Here is a 17,012-nt window from a genome sequence, read left to right as displayed (position 1 = left end):
GCTATGCAACGTCTCGCGGAAATCGCCCCGGCGGAAGTGCATCAGATTTGGGCACTGTTAAGTCAGATCTGTGACCCGGAAGTGCCGGTGCTGACCATCACCGATTTAGGCATGGTGCGCAGCGTCACCCCTCAGGGGGAAGGCTGGGTTATCGGCTTCACGCCGACCTATTCAGGCTGCCCGGCCACGGAGCATCTGCTCGGTGAAATTCGCTCGGTGATGACAGCGCACGGCTTCACGCCGGTGCATATTGTGCTGCAACTGGATCCGGCCTGGACCACGGACTGGATGACGCCGGACGCCCGCGAACGCCTGCGTCAGTACGGCATCAGCCCGCCGCAGGCCCACGCGTGTCACGCAGAAATGCCGAAAGACGTTGCCTGCCCGCGCTGCGGCAGCACCCACACCACCATTATCTCTGAATTCGGTTCCACGGCCTGTAAAGCGCTCTATCGCTGCGACAGCTGCCGGGAACCCTTTGATTACTTTAAATGTATCTGAGGTTGCCATGACGACGTTTCATTCGCTGAAGGTGGCAAAAGTGGAGCCACAAACCCGCGATGCGGTGACCATCACTTTTGCGATACCGGAAGCCTTACAGAGCGCTTATGCGTTCCGTCCGGGCCAGCATCTGACTTTGAAAACACAACTGGCAGGCGAAGAGCTGCGCCGCTGCTACTCCATCTGCCGCCGCGCCGTGCCCGGTGAAATCAGCGTGGCGGTGAAAGCCATCGAAGGCGGGCGCTTCTCCCGTTACGCCCGCGATGAAATCAAAGCTGGCATGGCCCTTGAAGTGATGGTGCCACAGGGCAATTTCGGCTATCAGGCCCAGCCTGAACGCAACGGTCACTACCTGGCGATCGCCGCCGGGTCGGGCATCACGCCTATGCTGGCGATTGCCGAAACCACACTGCAGGCCGAGCCACACAGCCAGTTTACGGTGATTTACGGCAACCGTAGCAGCCAGAGCATGATGTTCCGCCAGCTGCTCGCCGACCTGAAGGACAAATACCCGACGCGCCTGCAATTGGTCTGCATTTTCAGCCAGGAAACGCTGGACAGTGCGCTGCTGCACGGGCGCATCGACGGCGAGAAACTGCACGCGCTGTCGAAAACGCTGCTCAATTTCAGCCAGTTCGACGAGGCCTTTATCTGCGGTCCGGCGGCAATGATGGACGATGCCGAAGCGGCGCTGGTTGAACTCGGCATGCCTGCGAAAGCGATTCACCTGGAACGCTTCAACACGCCGGGCAGCGCCGTTCGCCATGCCTCCAGCGTGCAGGCCGACGGCCAGACCGTGACAATTCGTCAGGACGGTCGCGACCGCGCGATTGTGCTGTCGGGCGAAGATGAAAGCATTCTCGACGCGGCGCTGCGCCAGGGCGCAGATCTGCCGTATGCCTGCAAGGGCGGCGTCTGTGCCACCTGCAAATGCAAAGTGCTGCGTGGGGAAGTGTCGATGGCGACTAACTACAGCCTCGAACCGGACGAACTGGCGGCGGGCTACGTGCTGAGCTGTCAGTCACTGCCGGTAACCGCCGACGTGATCGTCGATTTCGACGCCAAGGGGATGGCATGAGCGATTTACTGATAAGCCAGCACGAGCGCGTATTGCTGCTGACGCTCAATCGTCCGCAGGCACGCAATGCCCTGAACAACGCGCTGTTGACGCAGATTGCAGAAGCGCTGGAAGCTGCGCAGCAGGACAGCACGGTTGGCGCAGTGGTCATCACAGGCAGCGAGCGCTGCTTTGCCGCCGGGGCCGATTTACAGGAGATGGCGGAGAAGGACCTGGCCGCCACGCTCAACGACGTTCGGCCACGCATCTGGGCGCGGATCGATGCCTTCACTAAACCGCTGATTGCGGCCATCAACGGCTACGCGCTGGGCGCTGGCTGCGAACTAGCGCTGCTGTGCGACGTGGTGGTGGCAGGCGATAACGCCTCGTTTGGCCTGCCTGAAATCACCCTCGGTATCATGCCTGGCGCGGGCGGCACGCAGCGTCTGATTCGCGCCGTGGGCAAATCGCTGGCGACGCAGATGGTGCTGACGGGCAAGGCCATCAACGCGCAGCGTGCGCAGCAGGCCGGACTGGTCAGTGAAGTGCATCCTGTTGGCCTGATGGCTGAATATGCACTGACGCTTGCCGCACAGATGGCGAAACACTCCCCGCTGGCCCTTCAGGCTGCGAAGCAGGCGCTTCGCCAGTCGCAGGAAGTGTGCCTCAGCGCCGGGCTTGCCCAGGAGCGCCAGCTGTTCACGCTGCTCAGCGCCACCGACGATCGCCGCGAAGGCATCGCCGCGTTTCTCACCAAACGCCAACCCGAATTTAAAGGACGCTAACGATGGATGCTTTCATTCTCAGCCACGTCGAACACGGCGTGATGACCCTGACGCTCAATCGCCCTGACAGGCTGAACAGCTTTAACGACGTCATGCACAAGCAGTTAGCAGAATGCCTGACGCAGGCGGAACGCGACGACACGATTCGCTGCCTGCTGATAACCGGAGCCGGGCGTGGCTTTTGCGCAGGACAGGACCTGAACGACCGTAACGTCGACCCGAACGGCCCCGCGCCGGACCTGGGTTACTCCGTGGAAACCTTCTACAACCCGCTGGTGAAACGCCTGGCAAAGCTGCCTAAACCCGTTATCTGTGCGGTGAACGGCGTGGCGGCGGGCGCGGGGGCAACATTAGCGCTCGGCTGCGATATCGTGATCGCCGCACGTTCGGCGAATTTCGTCATGGCTTTCAGCAAATTGGGCCTGATTCCTGACTGCGGAGGCACCTGGCTGTTACCGCGAGTTGCCGGGCGTGCCCGTGCAATGGCGCTGGCGCTGCTGGGCGAAAAACTCAGCGCAGAGCAGGCGCAGCAGTGGGGCATGATCTGGCAGGTGGTGGAAGACGCGCAGCTCAGCGACACCGCCGGGCAGCTGGCCCGCCACCTGGCGACACAGCCGACCTACGGCCTCGGCCTGATTAAGCAGGCGATTAACGCGGCAGAAACTAACTCGCTGGACACGCAGCTCGATCTTGAGCGTGATTACCAGCGCATGGCCGGACGCAGCGCCGACTATCGCGAAGGCGTCAGCGCCTTTATGAACAAACGTCAGCCACAGTTCAGCGGGAAATGATCATGAGCCAGAACATCCGAACCGTGGCGGTGATTGGCAGCGGCACCATGGGGGCAGGCATTGCCGAAGTGGCGGCGATGGCGGGCCAGCAGGTTTTGCTGCACGACATCTCTGCCGACGCCATGACCCGCGCCATTGCCGCACTGCGCAGCCGCCTGGAATCGCGAGTGGCGAAAGGCAAACTGAGTGCTGAAGCCTGCGAGCGCGGCCTGTCGCGCATTGTGCCCGTCACCGATATCGCCGCGCTTGCCGCTGCTGATTTAGTGATTGAGGCGGCTGCCGAAAACCTCGACATCAAAAAAGCCTTATTCGGCCAGCTCGGCGAAATCTGCCCGCCGCAGACGCTGCTGACCAGCAACACATCGTCTATCTCCATCACCGCCATCGCCGCAGGCGTGAAGCACCCGGAGCGCGTGGCGGGGCTGCACTTCTTCAACCCTGCACCGGTGATGAAACTGGTGGAAGTGGTGAGCGGCGTGGCGACTTCCGAAGAAGTGGTGACGCAGCTCAGCCAGTGCGTGCTGGCCTGGGGCAAACAGCCTGTGCATTGCCAGTCCACGCCGGGGTTTATCGTCAACCGCGTGGCGCGGCCTTACTACGCCGAAGCCTGGCGTGCGCTGGAAGAGCAGGTGGCGGCCCCGGAAGCGATTGATACCGCGCTGCGCGAAGCGGGCGGCTTCCCGATGGGCCCACTGGCGCTGACCGATTTGATTGGCCAGGACGTGAACTTCGCGGTGACCTGTTCGGTGTTTAACGCCTTCTGGCAGGAGCGTCGTTTCCTGCCGTCGCTGGTTCAGCAGGAGCTGGTGCTGGCGGGGCGCTACGGTAAAAAAACCGGGCAGGGCGTGTACGGCTGGCCACAGGGCGCTGCTGAAGTGGCGTTTTATCCAACGGTTCCCGCTCATCGCCAGGCGGAGAGTGTGCAGAAAGAACGTGACGTTGTCACTCTTGATAGCGTGCTGCTGCTGGAAACTCACGGCGAAACTGCCCAGGCCGCAGCGACTCGTCTGCAACGCCCGGTGGTGGTGATGGACAGAAGCGAAAGCGACGTGGTGGTGATTGCCGCCGCCGCCAGCAACCGCCTCGAAGAGACGGAAAAAGCGATTTACTGGCTCCAGCAGCAGGGCAAAAAAGTGCTGCTGATTGCCGATTACCCGGGCCTGCTGGTGTGGCGCACCGTGGCGATGCTGGTTAACGAAGCGCTGGATGCGCTGCAGAAAGGCGTCGCCAGCGAGGCGGATATCAACATCGCCATGCGTCTGGGCGTGAATTACCCGCGCGGGCCGCTTCAGTGGGGCGAATTGCTCGGCTGGCAGCGCGTGCTTGAGCTGCTGGAAAACCTGCAACGTCACTACGGCGAAGAGCGCTATCGCCCCTGTTCCCTGCTGCGCCAGCGAGCGCTTCTGGAGAGTAGCTATGAGTCATAACCTTACCGGGAACAGTGCCTGGCACAACGCCCGCGTGATGTATGAAAAAGACACCTGCGCGCAGGCGCTCGGCATCGACATCATTGAGATGGACGAAGGCTTTGCGGTGCTGACGATGACCGTCACGCCGCAGATGCTCAACGGCCATCAGACCTGCCATGGCGGGCAGCTGTTTTCGCTGGCGGACACCGCATTCGCCTACGCCTGCAACAGTCAGGGGCTGGCGGCGGTGGCTTCGGCCTGCAATATCGATTTTCTGCGTCCGGGCTTTGCCGGGGACAAGCTCACCGCCACCGCGCGGGTGAAGCATCAGGGCAAACTGACCGGCGTGTATGACATTGAAATCGTTAACCAACAACAAAAAACTGTCGCCCTGTTTCGCGGAAAATCACACCGCATCGGCGGCAGCGTAACGGGAGAAGCCTGATGCGTGATGCATTTATTTGTGACGGTGTGCGAACCCCGGTAGGGCGTTATGGCGGTGGGCTGTCTGGCGTGCGCGCCGATGACTTAGGCGCAGTGCCGCTGCGCGCGCTGCTGGAGAGAAATCCGCAGCTTGATGCGGAGCTTATCGACGACGTGATTTTCGGCTGCGCCAACCAGGCCGGGGAGGACAACCGCAACGTGGCGCGTATGGCGTCCCTGCTGGCGGGTCTGCCGCAGACGGTGTCCGGCACCACCATCAACCGCCTGTGCGGTTCTGGCCTTGATGCCATCGGCTTTGCGGCCCGTGCTATTCGTTCCGGCGATGCCGATTTGCTGATTGCGGGCGGCGTGGAGTCCATGTCACGCGCGCCGTTTGTGATGGGCAAAGCGACCACGCCATTCCAGCGTCAGGCAGAAATGTTTGACACCACCATCGGCTGGCGTTTTGTGAACCCGCTCATGCAGCAGCAATTTGGTACTGACAGCATGCCGGAAACGGCAGAGAATGTAGCTGAATTGTTAAAAATAAGCCGTGCCGATCAGGATGCCTTCGCGTGGCGCAGCCAGCAGCGGACCGCCGTCGCCCAGCAGAACGGCGTTCTGGCGCAGGAAATTGTGCCGGTTGCGGTGAAAGGCAAAAAGGGCGCGGTTACCGAAGTGACCCAGGATGAGCACCCGCGTGCGGAAACCACTCTTGAGCAACTTGCTAGCCTGAAAGCCCCGTTCCGTGCGAACGGCGTGATTACCGCGGGCAACGCTTCCGGTGTGAACGATGGTGCCGCCGCGCTGATTATCGCTAGCGCTGAAATGGCGAAACAGCAAGGCTTAACGCCGCGTGCCCGCATCGTGGCGATGGCGACGGCGGGCGTGGAGCCGCGCCTGATGGGCCTCGGCCCGGTGCCTGCCACCCGCAAAGTGCTGGAGCGCGCGGGGCTGAGCATTAACGATATGGACGTCATCGAGCTGAATGAGGCGTTTGCTGCCCAGGCGCTCGGTGTCCTGCGTCAACTGGGGCTGCCGGACGATGCCCCGCATGTTAACCCGAACGGCGGGGCCATTGCGTTAGGCCATCCGTTGGGGATGAGCGGTGCCCGACTGGCGCTGGCCGCCAGTAATGAACTGCACCGTCGCGGCGGGCGTTACGCCCTCTGCACGATGTGTATCGGTGTGGGTCAGGGCATTGCCATGATCCTGGAGCGCGTGTGAGCTGATTAACCTGCGAGTACCCTACAAAATGACAACAACAAAATTAGATCCGATCGAAACCGCGTCCGTTGATGAACTGCAGGCCTTACAGACCGAACGCCTGAAGTGGACGCTGAATCACGCTTATAGCAATGTGCCTATGTACCGCCGCAAGTTCGATGAGGCGGGCGTACACCCTGACGATTTCAAAGAACTGAAGGACATCCAGAAGTTCCCGTGCACGACGAAACAGGATCTGCGTGATAACTACCCGTTCGACACCTTCGCCGTGCCGATGGAGCAGGTGGTGCGCATTCATGCTTCCTCCGGTACCACGGGTAAACCAACGGTTGTCGGCTATACCCAGAACGACATCGACACCTGGGCGAACATTGTGGCGCGCTCCCTGCGTGCCGCCGGTGGCAGCGCGAAGGACAAAATTCACGTCGCCTACGGCTATGGCCTGTTCACAGGCGGATTGGGCGCGCACTACGGCGCTGAACGCCTGGGCGCAACGGTGATCCCGATGTCCGGCGGACAGACCGAGAAGCAGGCGCAGCTCATCCGTGACTTCAAACCCGACATGATCATGGTGACGCCGTCCTACTGTCTGAACCTGATTGAAGAGATGGAGCGCCAGATGGGCGGCGACGCCAGCTCATGCTCGCTGCGCGTTGGCGTGTTCGGTGCAGAGCCGTGGACGCTGGCGATGCGCAAAGAGATCGAACGCCGCCTCGGCATCACCGCGCTGGATATTTATGGCCTGTCAGAAGTGATGGGGCCAGGCGTGGCGATGGAGTGTATCGAAACCGCCGACGGGCCGACCATCTGGGAAGACCATTTCTACCCGGAAATCGTCAACCCGAACGATGGCTCACCGCTGGCCGACGGCGAGCAGGGCGAACTGCTGTTCACCACGCTGACCAAAGAAGCGCTGCCGGTGATTCGCTACCGCACTCGCGACCTGACGCGCCTGTTGCCGGGCACCGCCCGCACCATGCGCCGTATGGACCGCATCAGCGGACGCAGCGATGACATGCTGATCATTCGCGGCGTGAACGTCTTCCCGTCACAGCTGGAAGAGGAGATTGTCAAATTTGAGCACCTGTCGCCGCATTATCAGCTGGAAGTGAACCGCCGTGGGCATCTCGATTCGCTCTCCATCAAGGTGGAACTGAAAGAGAGCAGCCTGTCGCTGACCCACGAGCAGCGCTGCCAGGTGTGCCATCAGCTGCGCCACCGCATCAAGTCGATGGTAGGCATTTCCACCGATGTGATGATCGTCAACTGCGGCAGCATCCCGCGCTCTGAAGGCAAAGCCTGCCGCGTGTTCGACCTGCGTAAAGTGGCGGCGAACGGGTAATTTCTGTGAACTCCCTCTCCCTGTGGGAGAGGGGATTGAATCGAGTCGTCTTTTTTCCCCTTCTCAACGTGGGAAGGTGCGCTGGATCTGTTTTCCTCCCTCGCCCCTGTGGGGAGAGGGCCGGGGTGAGGGGAACAACTGTGCTATGATTCACTCAGGGAAAAAATAACAGATGAATGAATCAGATGAGTAAACTCGATACCTTTATTCAGCACGCCGTTGCCGCCGTTCCCGTCAGTGGGACGTCCCTTATTTCCTCTCTCTATGGCGATGCGTTATCTCACCGTGGCGGAGAAATTTGGCTTGGCAGCCTGACGGCCCTCCTGGAAGGATTGGGCTTTGGCGACCGCTTCGTGCGCACCTCGCTGTTCCGACTCAACAAAGAGGGCTGGCTGGACGTGTCGCGTATCGGGCGGCGCAGTTTTTATCGTCTGAGTGACAAAGGGCTGCGCCTGACCCGCCGCGCGGAGAGCAAAATTTACCGGGCTGAACCGCCCGCCTGGGACGGCACCTGGCTGTTGCTGCTTTCAGAAGGGCTCGATAAAAACACGCTGACCGACGTCAAAAAGCAGCTGATTTGGCAGGGCTTCGGCACGCTGGCCCCGAGCCTGATGGCGTCGCCTTCGCAGAAGCTGGCAGACGTTCAGGCTCTGCTGCACGAGGCGGGCGTGGCGGAAAACGTCATCTGCTTTGAGGCGCAGTCACCCTTAGCGACCTCGGTAAGCGCCCTGCGGTCCCGCGTGGAAGAGTGCTGGCAGCTGACCGAGCAGAACCAGATGTATGAGAACTTTATCAACACCTTCAGACCGTTATTGCCGCTGTTACGCGATGCGACTCCCGACGAACTGACGCCTGCACGCTGTTTCGCGATTCAGCTGCTGGCAATCCATCTTTATCGCCGGGTGATTCTGAAGGATCCGCTGTTGCCGGAAGAACTTTTGCCCGCGCACTGGGCAGGACAGGCCGCGCGACAGCTGTGTATTAACATTTATCAGAGCGTTGCTGCAGGCGCGCTGGCGTGGGTCAGCGAGAAGGGCGAAACCTCCGTCGGCCCGCTGCCGCAGCCCGCATCACCGTTTTATCAGCGATTTGGCGGTCTGACTTTAAAATAGGGAGCGAATCATGCCGGTATATCAGATTGATGGCCTAACGCCCGTCGTTCCGGAAGAGAGTTACGTTCACCCGACGGCAGTACTGATCGGGGATGTGATCCTCGGCAAAGGCGTTTACGTAGGGCCGAACGCCAGCCTGCGCGGTGATTTTGGCCGCATTGTAGTGAAAGATGGCGCCAATATTCAGGATAATTGCGTCATGCACGGCTTCCCGGAGCAGGACACAGTGGTGGAAGAAGACGGCCATATCGGCCATAGCGCTATTCTGCATGGCTGCGTGATCCGTCGTAATGCGCTGGTTGGCATGAATGCAGTGGTCATGGATGGCGCAGTCATCGGTGAAAACAGCATTGTCGGCGCGGCGGCTTTTGTGAAAGCCAGGGCAGAAATGCCTGCCGATCACCTGATCATCGGCAGCCCGGCGAAAGCGATCCGTAGCCTCAGCGCCGAAGAAATGGAATGGAAAAAGCGCGGCACGCGCGAGTATCAGGTGCTGGTGGAACGCTGCAAGCTGACAATGCACCAGGTGGAACCGCTGCGGGAAGTGGAAGCAGGGCGCACTCGCCTGGTATTTGATGAGAACCTGCGGCCTAAATCATCCAAATGATGAAATTAGCCCTCTTCAACTGAAGAGGGCTAAAGCGGGAGCTTTTGGATCCATTCCTGCCCGCCAGACGCGGGGGATGATCACCCGCGTAGGTGAGTCACTTTCTCGATTCACAGGCGAGAACCGCTCTGATTTCCAAACCATTACGCTCTTTGACGGCGTTTCAAAGACCTTCAACGTGATGCCCCTAACGGTGATATTCAGCACGATCACCGTTATCAGGGCGTACTTTCTCAGCATGTTGCCAACGCTAAAAAGAAAGGGCACTTGTGCTGCGAGGCAGAAGTGTCCTGTTGGCGTTCAGAAAAACCTTCGTGAAGGTCTGCTGTGTGCCAAAAGCTGACGATTACTGGCTGTTCAGAATGCTTACATAAACTTCAAGCTGAATATTCTGGCAATTTTCCATCGCTCAGTAATTCAATAGAAACTAGTTAACTGGCTTATTGCCACCTCGATAATTTACTTTTGAACACATTTTCTCTATCTAAAATACCATTTGGGACTATCCTTTTTGCAAGAGATTAAATGCGGGTTTTTGTTTTAAGGGCAAAAACAACACTTGATGAATTGGAGATAGATAGAAAAATGTTGAAGATAAAGCCGCTGGCACTGTTATGTGCTGGATTGATGATTTCAGGTTCTGTTTTAGCTGCCGATTATCAGTTTTCTGCTGACAGTAAACCTGCTACTGATGTGACTAAAACAAAAAACGAAGCCGTATATAAGCAACTCGATTTTGCAAGTAAAACTGATTTCGAGAACGTGGATAAAGGGTTTATTGCCCCACTGCTAAACAACGGTGACATCCCGGGCGTTATCAGCGCGACTGGCATGAACTTTATGCAGAACAAAGAAGCTCCTGCATCTGTGAACCCGAGCCTGTGGCGTCACGCGCAACTGGTTAACCGTGGCGGTCTGTACAAAGTCTCTGATCACATCTATCAGGTTCGTGGCCAGGATATTTCAAACCTGACCATTATTGAAACCAACAGCGGTATAGTCTTATATGACGTTGAATATTCCGTTGATGCCTTCAAAAAATCCATTGAACTTTACGAGAAAGAGCGTGGGAAAAAGCCGCTGAAAGGCATCATTGTTTCCCACAGCCATGCAGACCACTTTGGCGGTTTTGCCGGTATTTATGCCGCGGGTCTTGCTACTCCTGACGATATCAAGAGCGGCAAAATTCCTTACTACGCACCAGAAGGTTTCGTTGAGGAGGCAGTCAGTGAGAACGTGATGGCGGGTAATATCATGGCCCGTCGTGCAGGCTACCAGTATGGTAACGTGCTGAAACAGGACCCTTCCGGCACCATTACGGCGGCTCTCGGCCCGGTTCTCGCAAACGGTGCCTCTTCTCTTGCGATTCCTAACCACTTCATCACTAAAGATGGTGAAAAGGCGACTATCGACGGTGTTGATTTTGTCTTCTATCTGACACCTGGTGCGGAAGCTCCGGCAGAAATGGTGGTGTATATCCCGCAGTGGAAAGCACTTTCCATGGCAGAAGAAGTTAACCACCTGCAACACAACATCTACACGCTGCGCGGAGCTAAGACCCGTGATGCCAGTGAGTGGGCGTCTTACATTAATGCCGCGATTGCCCGTTGGGGCAACGAAGTGGAAGTCCAGTTTGGGCCGCATACCTGGCCTGTCTGGGGCAACCAGAATGTCGTTGAGTATCTGAAAGATCAGCGTGATGCCTATCAGTCGCTCTATAACACCACCATTCGTTACGCAAACTACGGCTACCGTCCTGATGACATCGCTGAGAATGCGAAACTTCCAGAGAAAGTCTTCAACAAATGGGATAACCGTCCTTACTACGGCAATACCCGTAATAACCTGAAATCCACCTACATCAAGAATCTTGGCTGGTTCAGTGGTAACGCCGCGGAGCTGGCGAAATATCCTGATGCCGAGCGCGGCAAACGCTACGTGAAAGCAATGGGCGGTGAAAGCAAGGTGGTTGATCTGGCGGTTCAGAGCTACAAAGAAGGTGATTATCGCTTCACAGTAGATCTGCTGAACAACATTGTTGCCTATGATGCTTCGGATAAAAATGCAAACTACCTGATGGCTGACGCCCTCGAGCAGATTGGTTATCAGGAAGAAACTGCCCTGACCCGCAACCTCTACCTGTCAGCAGCCAATGAGCTGCGTGTGGGTGGCAGCGTGCCAAACAAACTGAGCACCGCGTCTCCGGAAGTGATTGCCAACCTTCCGCCGAAGCTGTTACTGGCGTATATCAGTATGATTTCGGATCAGATCAAGGCAGAAAAACTGGGCAACCATACGATTGCGCTGAACATGGATAACGATAAGTTCCTGCTCGACCTCCACAATGGCGTACTGAACTATGTCGAATTGTTGGATGATATGCCGACCCAGAAAGCGGACGTGACTGTGCAAATCTCGAAAGTGGATCTGATCGGTGTTGTGACGGGTAAAGAGAAAATGGACGACCTGCTCAATAACGATAAAGCGAAAATTGATGGCGATCGCGATATCCTGAAGCAGATTGCCTCAACGCTTGATACCAATATCAAGAATGATATGAACCTGGTTCTGCCTCTGCAGCAGGCGAACCAGATTCAGCAGTAATTATCGGTGATAGAAATAAAGGGTAGCGAAAGCTGCCCTTTTTTATTACGTATTTTTTAAATTCGATATTCTGCTCTGTTGAGTGATTTAGTAGTAAGCAGTTCACTGTTATTCAAAATACTGTGATGAAAAAATACCTTTCGAACTTCCACTTTTCGCTCATAACAGACGAAACCTCAGGATATTTACCCTAACACCTTGAGCTCAGGTTGAAATGATCCAACTCCGGCACGAACTGCCTGCTTCACGCCTGAAAACAAAAAGCCCCAAGCACCCAACGCCAGTCTACGCTGCGCCGAATAACTCGAAAGATAAGTCTGCTGATTTTACGATCGTGCTCGGAAAGAATTGTAACGAAAGGATTTTGCGGATAAAAAAAACCTCTCACCGGGCGGTGAGAGGCTGAAAATCTTAGGCTGCGACCAGGCTGTCGATAGCAGTTTTGGCATCGGTCTGCGCTTTGGTTGCCACTTCTGGCCCGTAAGCGATACCTTCAGCGAACACGAAGTTCACGTCGGTGATACCGATAAAGCCCAGGAACAGCTTCATGTACGGTGCCAGCAGGTCGGTTGGGGTATCTTTATGGATACCGCCACGGCTGGAGACGACGATAACGCGTTTGCCTTTCACCAGGCCTTCCGGACCGTTTTCGGTGTAGCGGAAGGTCACGCCAGCACGCGCCACCAGGTCGAAATAGTTTTTCAGCTGGGTTGGGATGTTGAAGTTGTACATCGGCGCAGCAATAACGATAACGTCGTGTGCCTGCAGCTCGGCAATCAGCTCATCAGAGAGCGCCAGCGCTTCCTGCTGACGTGGAGACAGCGGAGCGTCGCTCGGACGCAGGGCGCCAACCAGTTCACCATCCAGTACCGGGATCGGCTGTGCAGCCAGGTCACGAACGGTTACCTGATCTGCCGGGTGTTTTTCAGCCCACTGATCAACAAAATAGTCGGTCAGCTGACCAGACTGAGAGTACCCTGCCAGAATACTGGATTTGAGAACTAATACTTTGCTCATGGGTGTTTCCTTATATGAGATTGACGGGCCCGTGCCCTGTTGCTTGTTGACACTCTATTCACAATCCTGTCGCAGGGATAGCGCAATATATCGAATCCTTCGTTCAAATTTATTGATGAAGGAAAGCGAAGCCCCGATGTGGTAATCTGACACAATCAAAATAAAGAGACTTTCCCGGCAGTGCGCTGCCCGACAAGACTATGACAGAACAACAGAAACTGACCTTTTCTCAGCTGCATGAACAGCTCGATGGCCTGATGCTGCGCGACAAAATGCGCTTTGCCCGCCGTCTGCACGGCGTGAAAAAGGTTAAAAATCCTGAATCACAACAGGCCATTATGCAGGAGATGGCACAGGAGATCGCCCAGTCAGCGGGTAAAGTCCTGCTGCGTGAAGCGGCGCGACCTTTGATTACCTACCCGGAAAACCTGCCGGTCAGCCAGAAAAAACAGGATATTTTCAACGCCATTCGCGACAACCAGGTGGTGATCGTGGCGGGGGAAACCGGCTCCGGGAAAACGACCCAGTTGCCGAAAATCTGCATGGAGCTGGGCCGTGGGCTGAAAGGGCTGATTGGCCATACTCAGCCGCGCCGACTGGCGGCACGAACCGTGGCCAACCGCATCGCCGAAGAGCTGCAAACCGAGCCGGGCGGCTGCATTGGTTACAAAGTCCGCTTCAGCGATCACGTCAGCGACAACACCATGGTCAAGCTGATGACCGACGGTATCCTGCTGGCTGAGATCCAGCAGGATCGCCTGCTGATGCAGTACGACACCATCATCATTGATGAAGCGCACGAACGCAGCCTGAACATTGATTTCCTGCTCGGCTATCTGCGCGAACTGCTGCCGAAGCGCCCTGATCTGAAAATTATCATCACATCGGCAACCATCGATCCGGAACGTTTCTCAAAACATTTCAATAATGCGCCGATTATCGAAGTCTCTGGCCGCACCTTCCCGGTGGAGGTGCGCTATCGTCCAATTGTTGAAGAGGCGGACGATACCGAACGCGATCAGCTGCAGGCCATTTTCGATGCGGTTGATGAGCTGGGGCAGGAGAGTCCCGGCGATATTCTGATCTTTATGAGCGGCGAGCGCGAAATCCGCGACACCGCCGATGCGCTGAGCAAACGCGATCTACGCCACACAGAAATTCTGCCGCTGTATGCACGTCTGTCGAACAGCGAGCAGAACCGTGTGTTCCAGTCTCACAGCGGGCGGCGCATCGTGCTGGCGACTAACGTCGCAGAAACCTCGCTCACCGTGCCGGGCATCAAATATGTTATCGATCCGGGCACCGCGCGCATCAGCCGTTACAGCTATCGCACCAAAGTGCAGCGCCTGCCGATTGAACCTGTTTCACAGGCCTCGGCGAATCAGCGTAAAGGGCGCTGCGGACGCGTGTCGGAAGGGATTTGTATTCGGCTTTATTCGGAAGACGATTTCCTGTCACGCCCTGAATTTACCGACCCGGAAATTCTGCGTACCAACCTGGCATCCGTTATTTTGCAAATGACCGCGCTGGGGCTCGGCGATATTGGCGCTTTCCCGTTCGTGGAAGCGCCCGATAAGCGCAACATTCAGGACGGCGTGCGCCTGCTGGAAGAGCTTGGCGCTATCACCACTGATGAACAGCAGACGGTCTATAAATTGACCACCCTGGGCCGACAGCTTTCACAGCTGCCGGTCGATCCGCGTCTGGCGCGCATGGTGCTGGAAGCGCAAAAGCACGGCTGCGTGCGTGAGGCGATGATTATCACCTCTGCGCTGTCGATTCAGGATCCGCGCGAGCGGCCGATGGACAAGCAGCAGGCTTCGGATGAAAAACACCGCCGGTTCCACGACAAAGAGTCGGACTTCCTGGCGTTTGTGAATCTGTGGAACTACCTCGGCGAGCAGCAAAAAGCGCTGTCGTCGAATCAGTTCCGTCGCCTGTGTCGCACCGATTATCTCAACTATCTGCGCGTGCGCGAGTGGCAGGATATCTACACGCAGCTGCGCCAGGTGGTGAAAGAGTTGGGTATTCCGGTGAACAGCGAACCCGCTGAATACCGCGAAGTGCATGTCGCTCTGCTGACCGGGCTGCTTTCCCATATCGGTATGAAAGACACCGATAAACAGGAATTTACCGGCGCGCGCAACGCCCGTTTCTCCATCTTCCCGGGCTCTGGCTTATTCAAAAAGCCGCCGAAATGGACGATGGTGGCCGAACTGGTGGAAACCAGCCGCCTGTGGGGGCGCATTGCCGCGCGAATCGATCCTGAATGGGTTGAGCCTGTGGCACAGCATCTGATTAAGCGCTCCTACAGCGAACCGCACTGGGAACGCTCGCAGGGTGCGGTGATGGCCACGGAGAAAGTGACCGTTTACGGTCTGCCGGTTGTGGCGGCGCGCAAGGTGAATTACAGCCAGATTGACCCGGCGCTGTGTCGCGAGCTTTTCATCCGCCATGCGCTGGTGGAAGGCGACTGGCAGACGCGCCACGCGTTCTTCCGCGACAACAACAAGCTGCGCACGGAAATCGAGGAACTGGAGCACAAATCACGCCGCCGCGACATTCTGGTGGACGACGATTCGCTGTTCGAGTTTTACGATCAGCGCATCAGCCATGACGTGATTTCCGCCCGCCATTTCGACAGCTGGTGGAAAAATGCCAGCCGGGAAACGCCGGATCTGCTCAACTTTGAAAAGAGCATGCTTATCAAAGAGGGCGCGGAGAACGTCAGCAAGCTCGATTACCCGAACTTCTGGCATCAGGGCAACCTGAAGCTGCGCCTGAGCTACCAGTTTGAACCTGGCGCAGATGCCGATGGCGTGACGGTTCATATTCCGCTGCCGCTGCTGAATCAGGTGGAAGAGGCCGGTTTCGAATGGCAAATACCGGGCCTGCGCCGCGAACTGCTGATTGCGCTTATCAAGTCGCTGCCGAAGCCTGTACGCCGCAACTTTGTGCCTGCGCCAAACTACGCCGAAGCCCTGTTGGGCCGCATTACGCCGCTGGAAATGCCGCTGCTGGACGCAATGGAACGTGAGCTGCGCCGGATGAGCGGCGTCACCGTCGATCGCGAAGACTGGCACTGGGATCAGGTACCCGATCACCTGAAAATGACCTTCCGCGTGGTTGACGATAAGAACAAGAAACTTCAGGAAGGGCGTGACCTTACGGCGCTTAAAGATGCTTTAAAAGGCAAAGTGCAGGAGACGCTCTCCGCCGTGGCGGATGACGGCATCGAGCAGAGTGGGCTGCATCTGTGGAGCTTCGGGACGCTCTCCGAAAGCTATGAGCAGAAGCGCGGTAACTACAAAGTGAAGGCCTGGCCTGCGCTGGTGGACGAACGCGACAGCGTGGCCATCAAACTGTTTGATAACCCGCTGGAGCAGCAGCAGGCAATGTGGCGTGGCCTGCGCCGTTTACTGCTGCTGAACATTCCGTCGCCGATTAAATATCTGCACGAAAAGCTGCCGAATAAGGCCAAGCTGGGGCTGTATTTTAATCCGTACGGCAAAGTGCTGGACTTGATTGACGACTGCATCTCCTGCGGTGTCGATAAGCTGATCCATGAAGCGGGTGGCCCGGTGTGGACTGAAGAGAACTTCACAAAACTTCATGAAAAAGTTCGCGCAGAGCTGAATGATACCGTGGTGGAGATTGCCAAACAGGTCGAGCAGATCCTGACGTCCGTCTTTAATATCAACAAACGGCTGAAAGGGCGCGTGGATATGACCATGGCGCTTGGGCTTTCTGACGTGAAGGCGCAGATGGCAGGGCTGGTATACCGTGGCTTTGTCACCGGTAACGGCTTTAAGCGTCTCGGCGATACTCTGCGTTATCTCAACGCCATTGAGAAACGGCTGGAAAAACTGGCCGTCGATCCGCACCGCGATCGCGCCAACATGCTGAAGGTTGAAAGCGTGCAGCAGGCGTGGCAGCAGTGGCTGAACAAGCTGCCGCCGGGCCGTCGTGAAGACGATGATGTGAAAGAGATCCGCTGGATGATTGAGGAGCTACGCGTCAGCTATTTTGCTCAGCAGCTTGGCACGCCGTATCCAATCTCCGACAAGCGAATTTTGCAGGCGATGGAGCAGGTCGTCGCTTAAATAACGTTCGTCAGGACAGATCAAAGGCCCGCAT

The 17,012-nt window shown here is 57.1% G+C and carries 13 protein-coding genes; 12 read left to right on the top strand and 1 reads right to left on the bottom strand.

Features of this window, described 5'->3' with window-relative positions:
• Positions 1 to 3: 3 nt before the first annotated feature.
• The 11 genes from paaD to CRO87_RS00725 all read left to right on the top strand — a co-directional run bounded on the left by paaD (position 4) and on the right by CRO87_RS00725 (position 11,858).
• Entirely contained in the window at positions 4 to 501 is a 498-nt protein-coding gene (paaD, locus tag CRO87_RS00780; RefSeq protein WP_097161022.1) for a 1,2-phenylacetyl-CoA epoxidase subunit PaaD, read from the top strand.
• Positions 502 to 508: 7 nt separating this feature from the next.
• On the top strand, positions 509 to 1,579 hold the full coding sequence (gene paaE, locus CRO87_RS00775) for a 1,2-phenylacetyl-CoA epoxidase subunit PaaE (RefSeq protein WP_097161021.1): 1,071 nt from the start codon (positions 509 to 511) through the stop codon (positions 1,577 to 1,579).
• A complete protein-coding gene (paaF, locus tag CRO87_RS00770; RefSeq protein ID WP_097161020.1) occupies positions 1,576 to 2,343 on the top strand; it encodes a 2,3-dehydroadipyl-CoA hydratase PaaF in 768 nt (255 codons plus the stop codon). The genes paaE and paaF overlap by 4 nt, the downstream gene beginning before the upstream one ends.
• 2 nt (positions 2,344 to 2,345) lie before the next feature.
• Positions 2,346 to 3,134 carry a 2-(1,2-epoxy-1,2-dihydrophenyl)acetyl-CoA isomerase PaaG gene (gene paaG / locus CRO87_RS00765; protein ID WP_097161019.1) on the top strand — a complete coding sequence of 263 codons (789 nt, stop codon included), beginning with the start codon at positions 2,346 to 2,348 and terminating at the stop codon, positions 3,132 to 3,134.
• A gap of 2 nt (positions 3,135 to 3,136) precedes the next feature.
• A complete protein-coding gene (locus CRO87_RS00760) occupies positions 3,137 to 4,561 on the top strand; it encodes a 3-hydroxyacyl-CoA dehydrogenase (RefSeq protein ID WP_097161018.1) in 1,425 nt (474 codons plus the stop codon).
• On the top strand, positions 4,551 to 4,988 hold the full coding sequence (gene paaI, locus CRO87_RS00755) for a hydroxyphenylacetyl-CoA thioesterase PaaI (RefSeq protein ID WP_097161017.1): 438 nt from the start codon (positions 4,551 to 4,553) through the stop codon (positions 4,986 to 4,988). Before CRO87_RS00760 ends, paaI begins: the two co-directional genes overlap by 11 nt.
• On the top strand, positions 4,988 to 6,193 hold the full coding sequence (gene pcaF, locus CRO87_RS00750; protein WP_097161016.1) for a 3-oxoadipyl-CoA thiolase: 1,206 nt from the start codon (positions 4,988 to 4,990) through the stop codon (positions 6,191 to 6,193). Before paaI ends, pcaF begins: the two co-directional genes overlap by 1 nt.
• Before the next feature lie 28 nt (positions 6,194 to 6,221).
• Entirely contained in the window at positions 6,222 to 7,535 is a 1,314-nt protein-coding gene (gene paaK / locus CRO87_RS00745) for a phenylacetate--CoA ligase PaaK (RefSeq protein WP_097161015.1), read from the top strand.
• Between the two features lie 176 nt (positions 7,536 to 7,711).
• Entirely contained in the window at positions 7,712 to 8,647 is a 936-nt protein-coding gene (gene paaX, locus CRO87_RS00740) for a phenylacetic acid degradation operon negative regulatory protein PaaX (protein ID WP_097161014.1), read from the top strand.
• A gap of 10 nt (positions 8,648 to 8,657) precedes the next feature.
• Positions 8,658 to 9,254 carry a phenylacetic acid degradation protein PaaY gene (gene paaY, locus CRO87_RS00735; RefSeq protein ID WP_097161013.1) on the top strand — a complete coding sequence of 199 codons (597 nt, stop codon included), beginning with the start codon at positions 8,658 to 8,660 and terminating at the stop codon, positions 9,252 to 9,254.
• A gap of 693 nt (positions 9,255 to 9,947) precedes the next feature.
• The gene (locus tag CRO87_RS00725; protein WP_217992660.1) at positions 9,948 to 11,858 is read left to right on the top strand and encodes an alkyl/aryl-sulfatase; all 1,911 of its coding nucleotides are present in this window, start codon (positions 9,948 to 9,950) and stop codon (positions 11,856 to 11,858) included.
• Positions 11,859 to 12,269: 411 nt separating this feature from the next.
• Here CRO87_RS00725 and azoR read toward each other — a convergent pair whose 3' ends face one another.
• Positions 12,270 to 12,875 carry an FMN-dependent NADH-azoreductase gene (gene azoR, locus CRO87_RS00720; protein WP_097161010.1) on the bottom strand — a complete coding sequence of 202 codons (606 nt, stop codon included), beginning with the start codon at positions 12,873 to 12,875 and terminating at the stop codon, positions 12,270 to 12,272.
• A 200-nt stretch (positions 12,876 to 13,075) separates the two neighbouring features.
• On the opposite strand from azoR, the gene hrpA reads away from it, so the two are divergent.
• On the top strand, positions 13,076 to 16,978 hold the full coding sequence (gene hrpA, locus CRO87_RS00715) for an ATP-dependent RNA helicase HrpA (RefSeq protein ID WP_097161009.1): 3,903 nt from the start codon (positions 13,076 to 13,078) through the stop codon (positions 16,976 to 16,978).
• The last annotated feature ends 34 nt before the right edge of the window (positions 16,979 to 17,012 follow it).

Origin of the sequence: Enterobacter sp. CC120223-11 (assembly GCF_900215375.1) — a bacterium.
Taxonomy (GTDB): domain Bacteria; phylum Pseudomonadota; class Gammaproteobacteria; order Enterobacterales; family Enterobacteriaceae; genus Scandinavium.
Note: the sequence above shows the minus strand (reverse complement) of the source record. Positions and strands in the feature narration are given on the sequence as shown.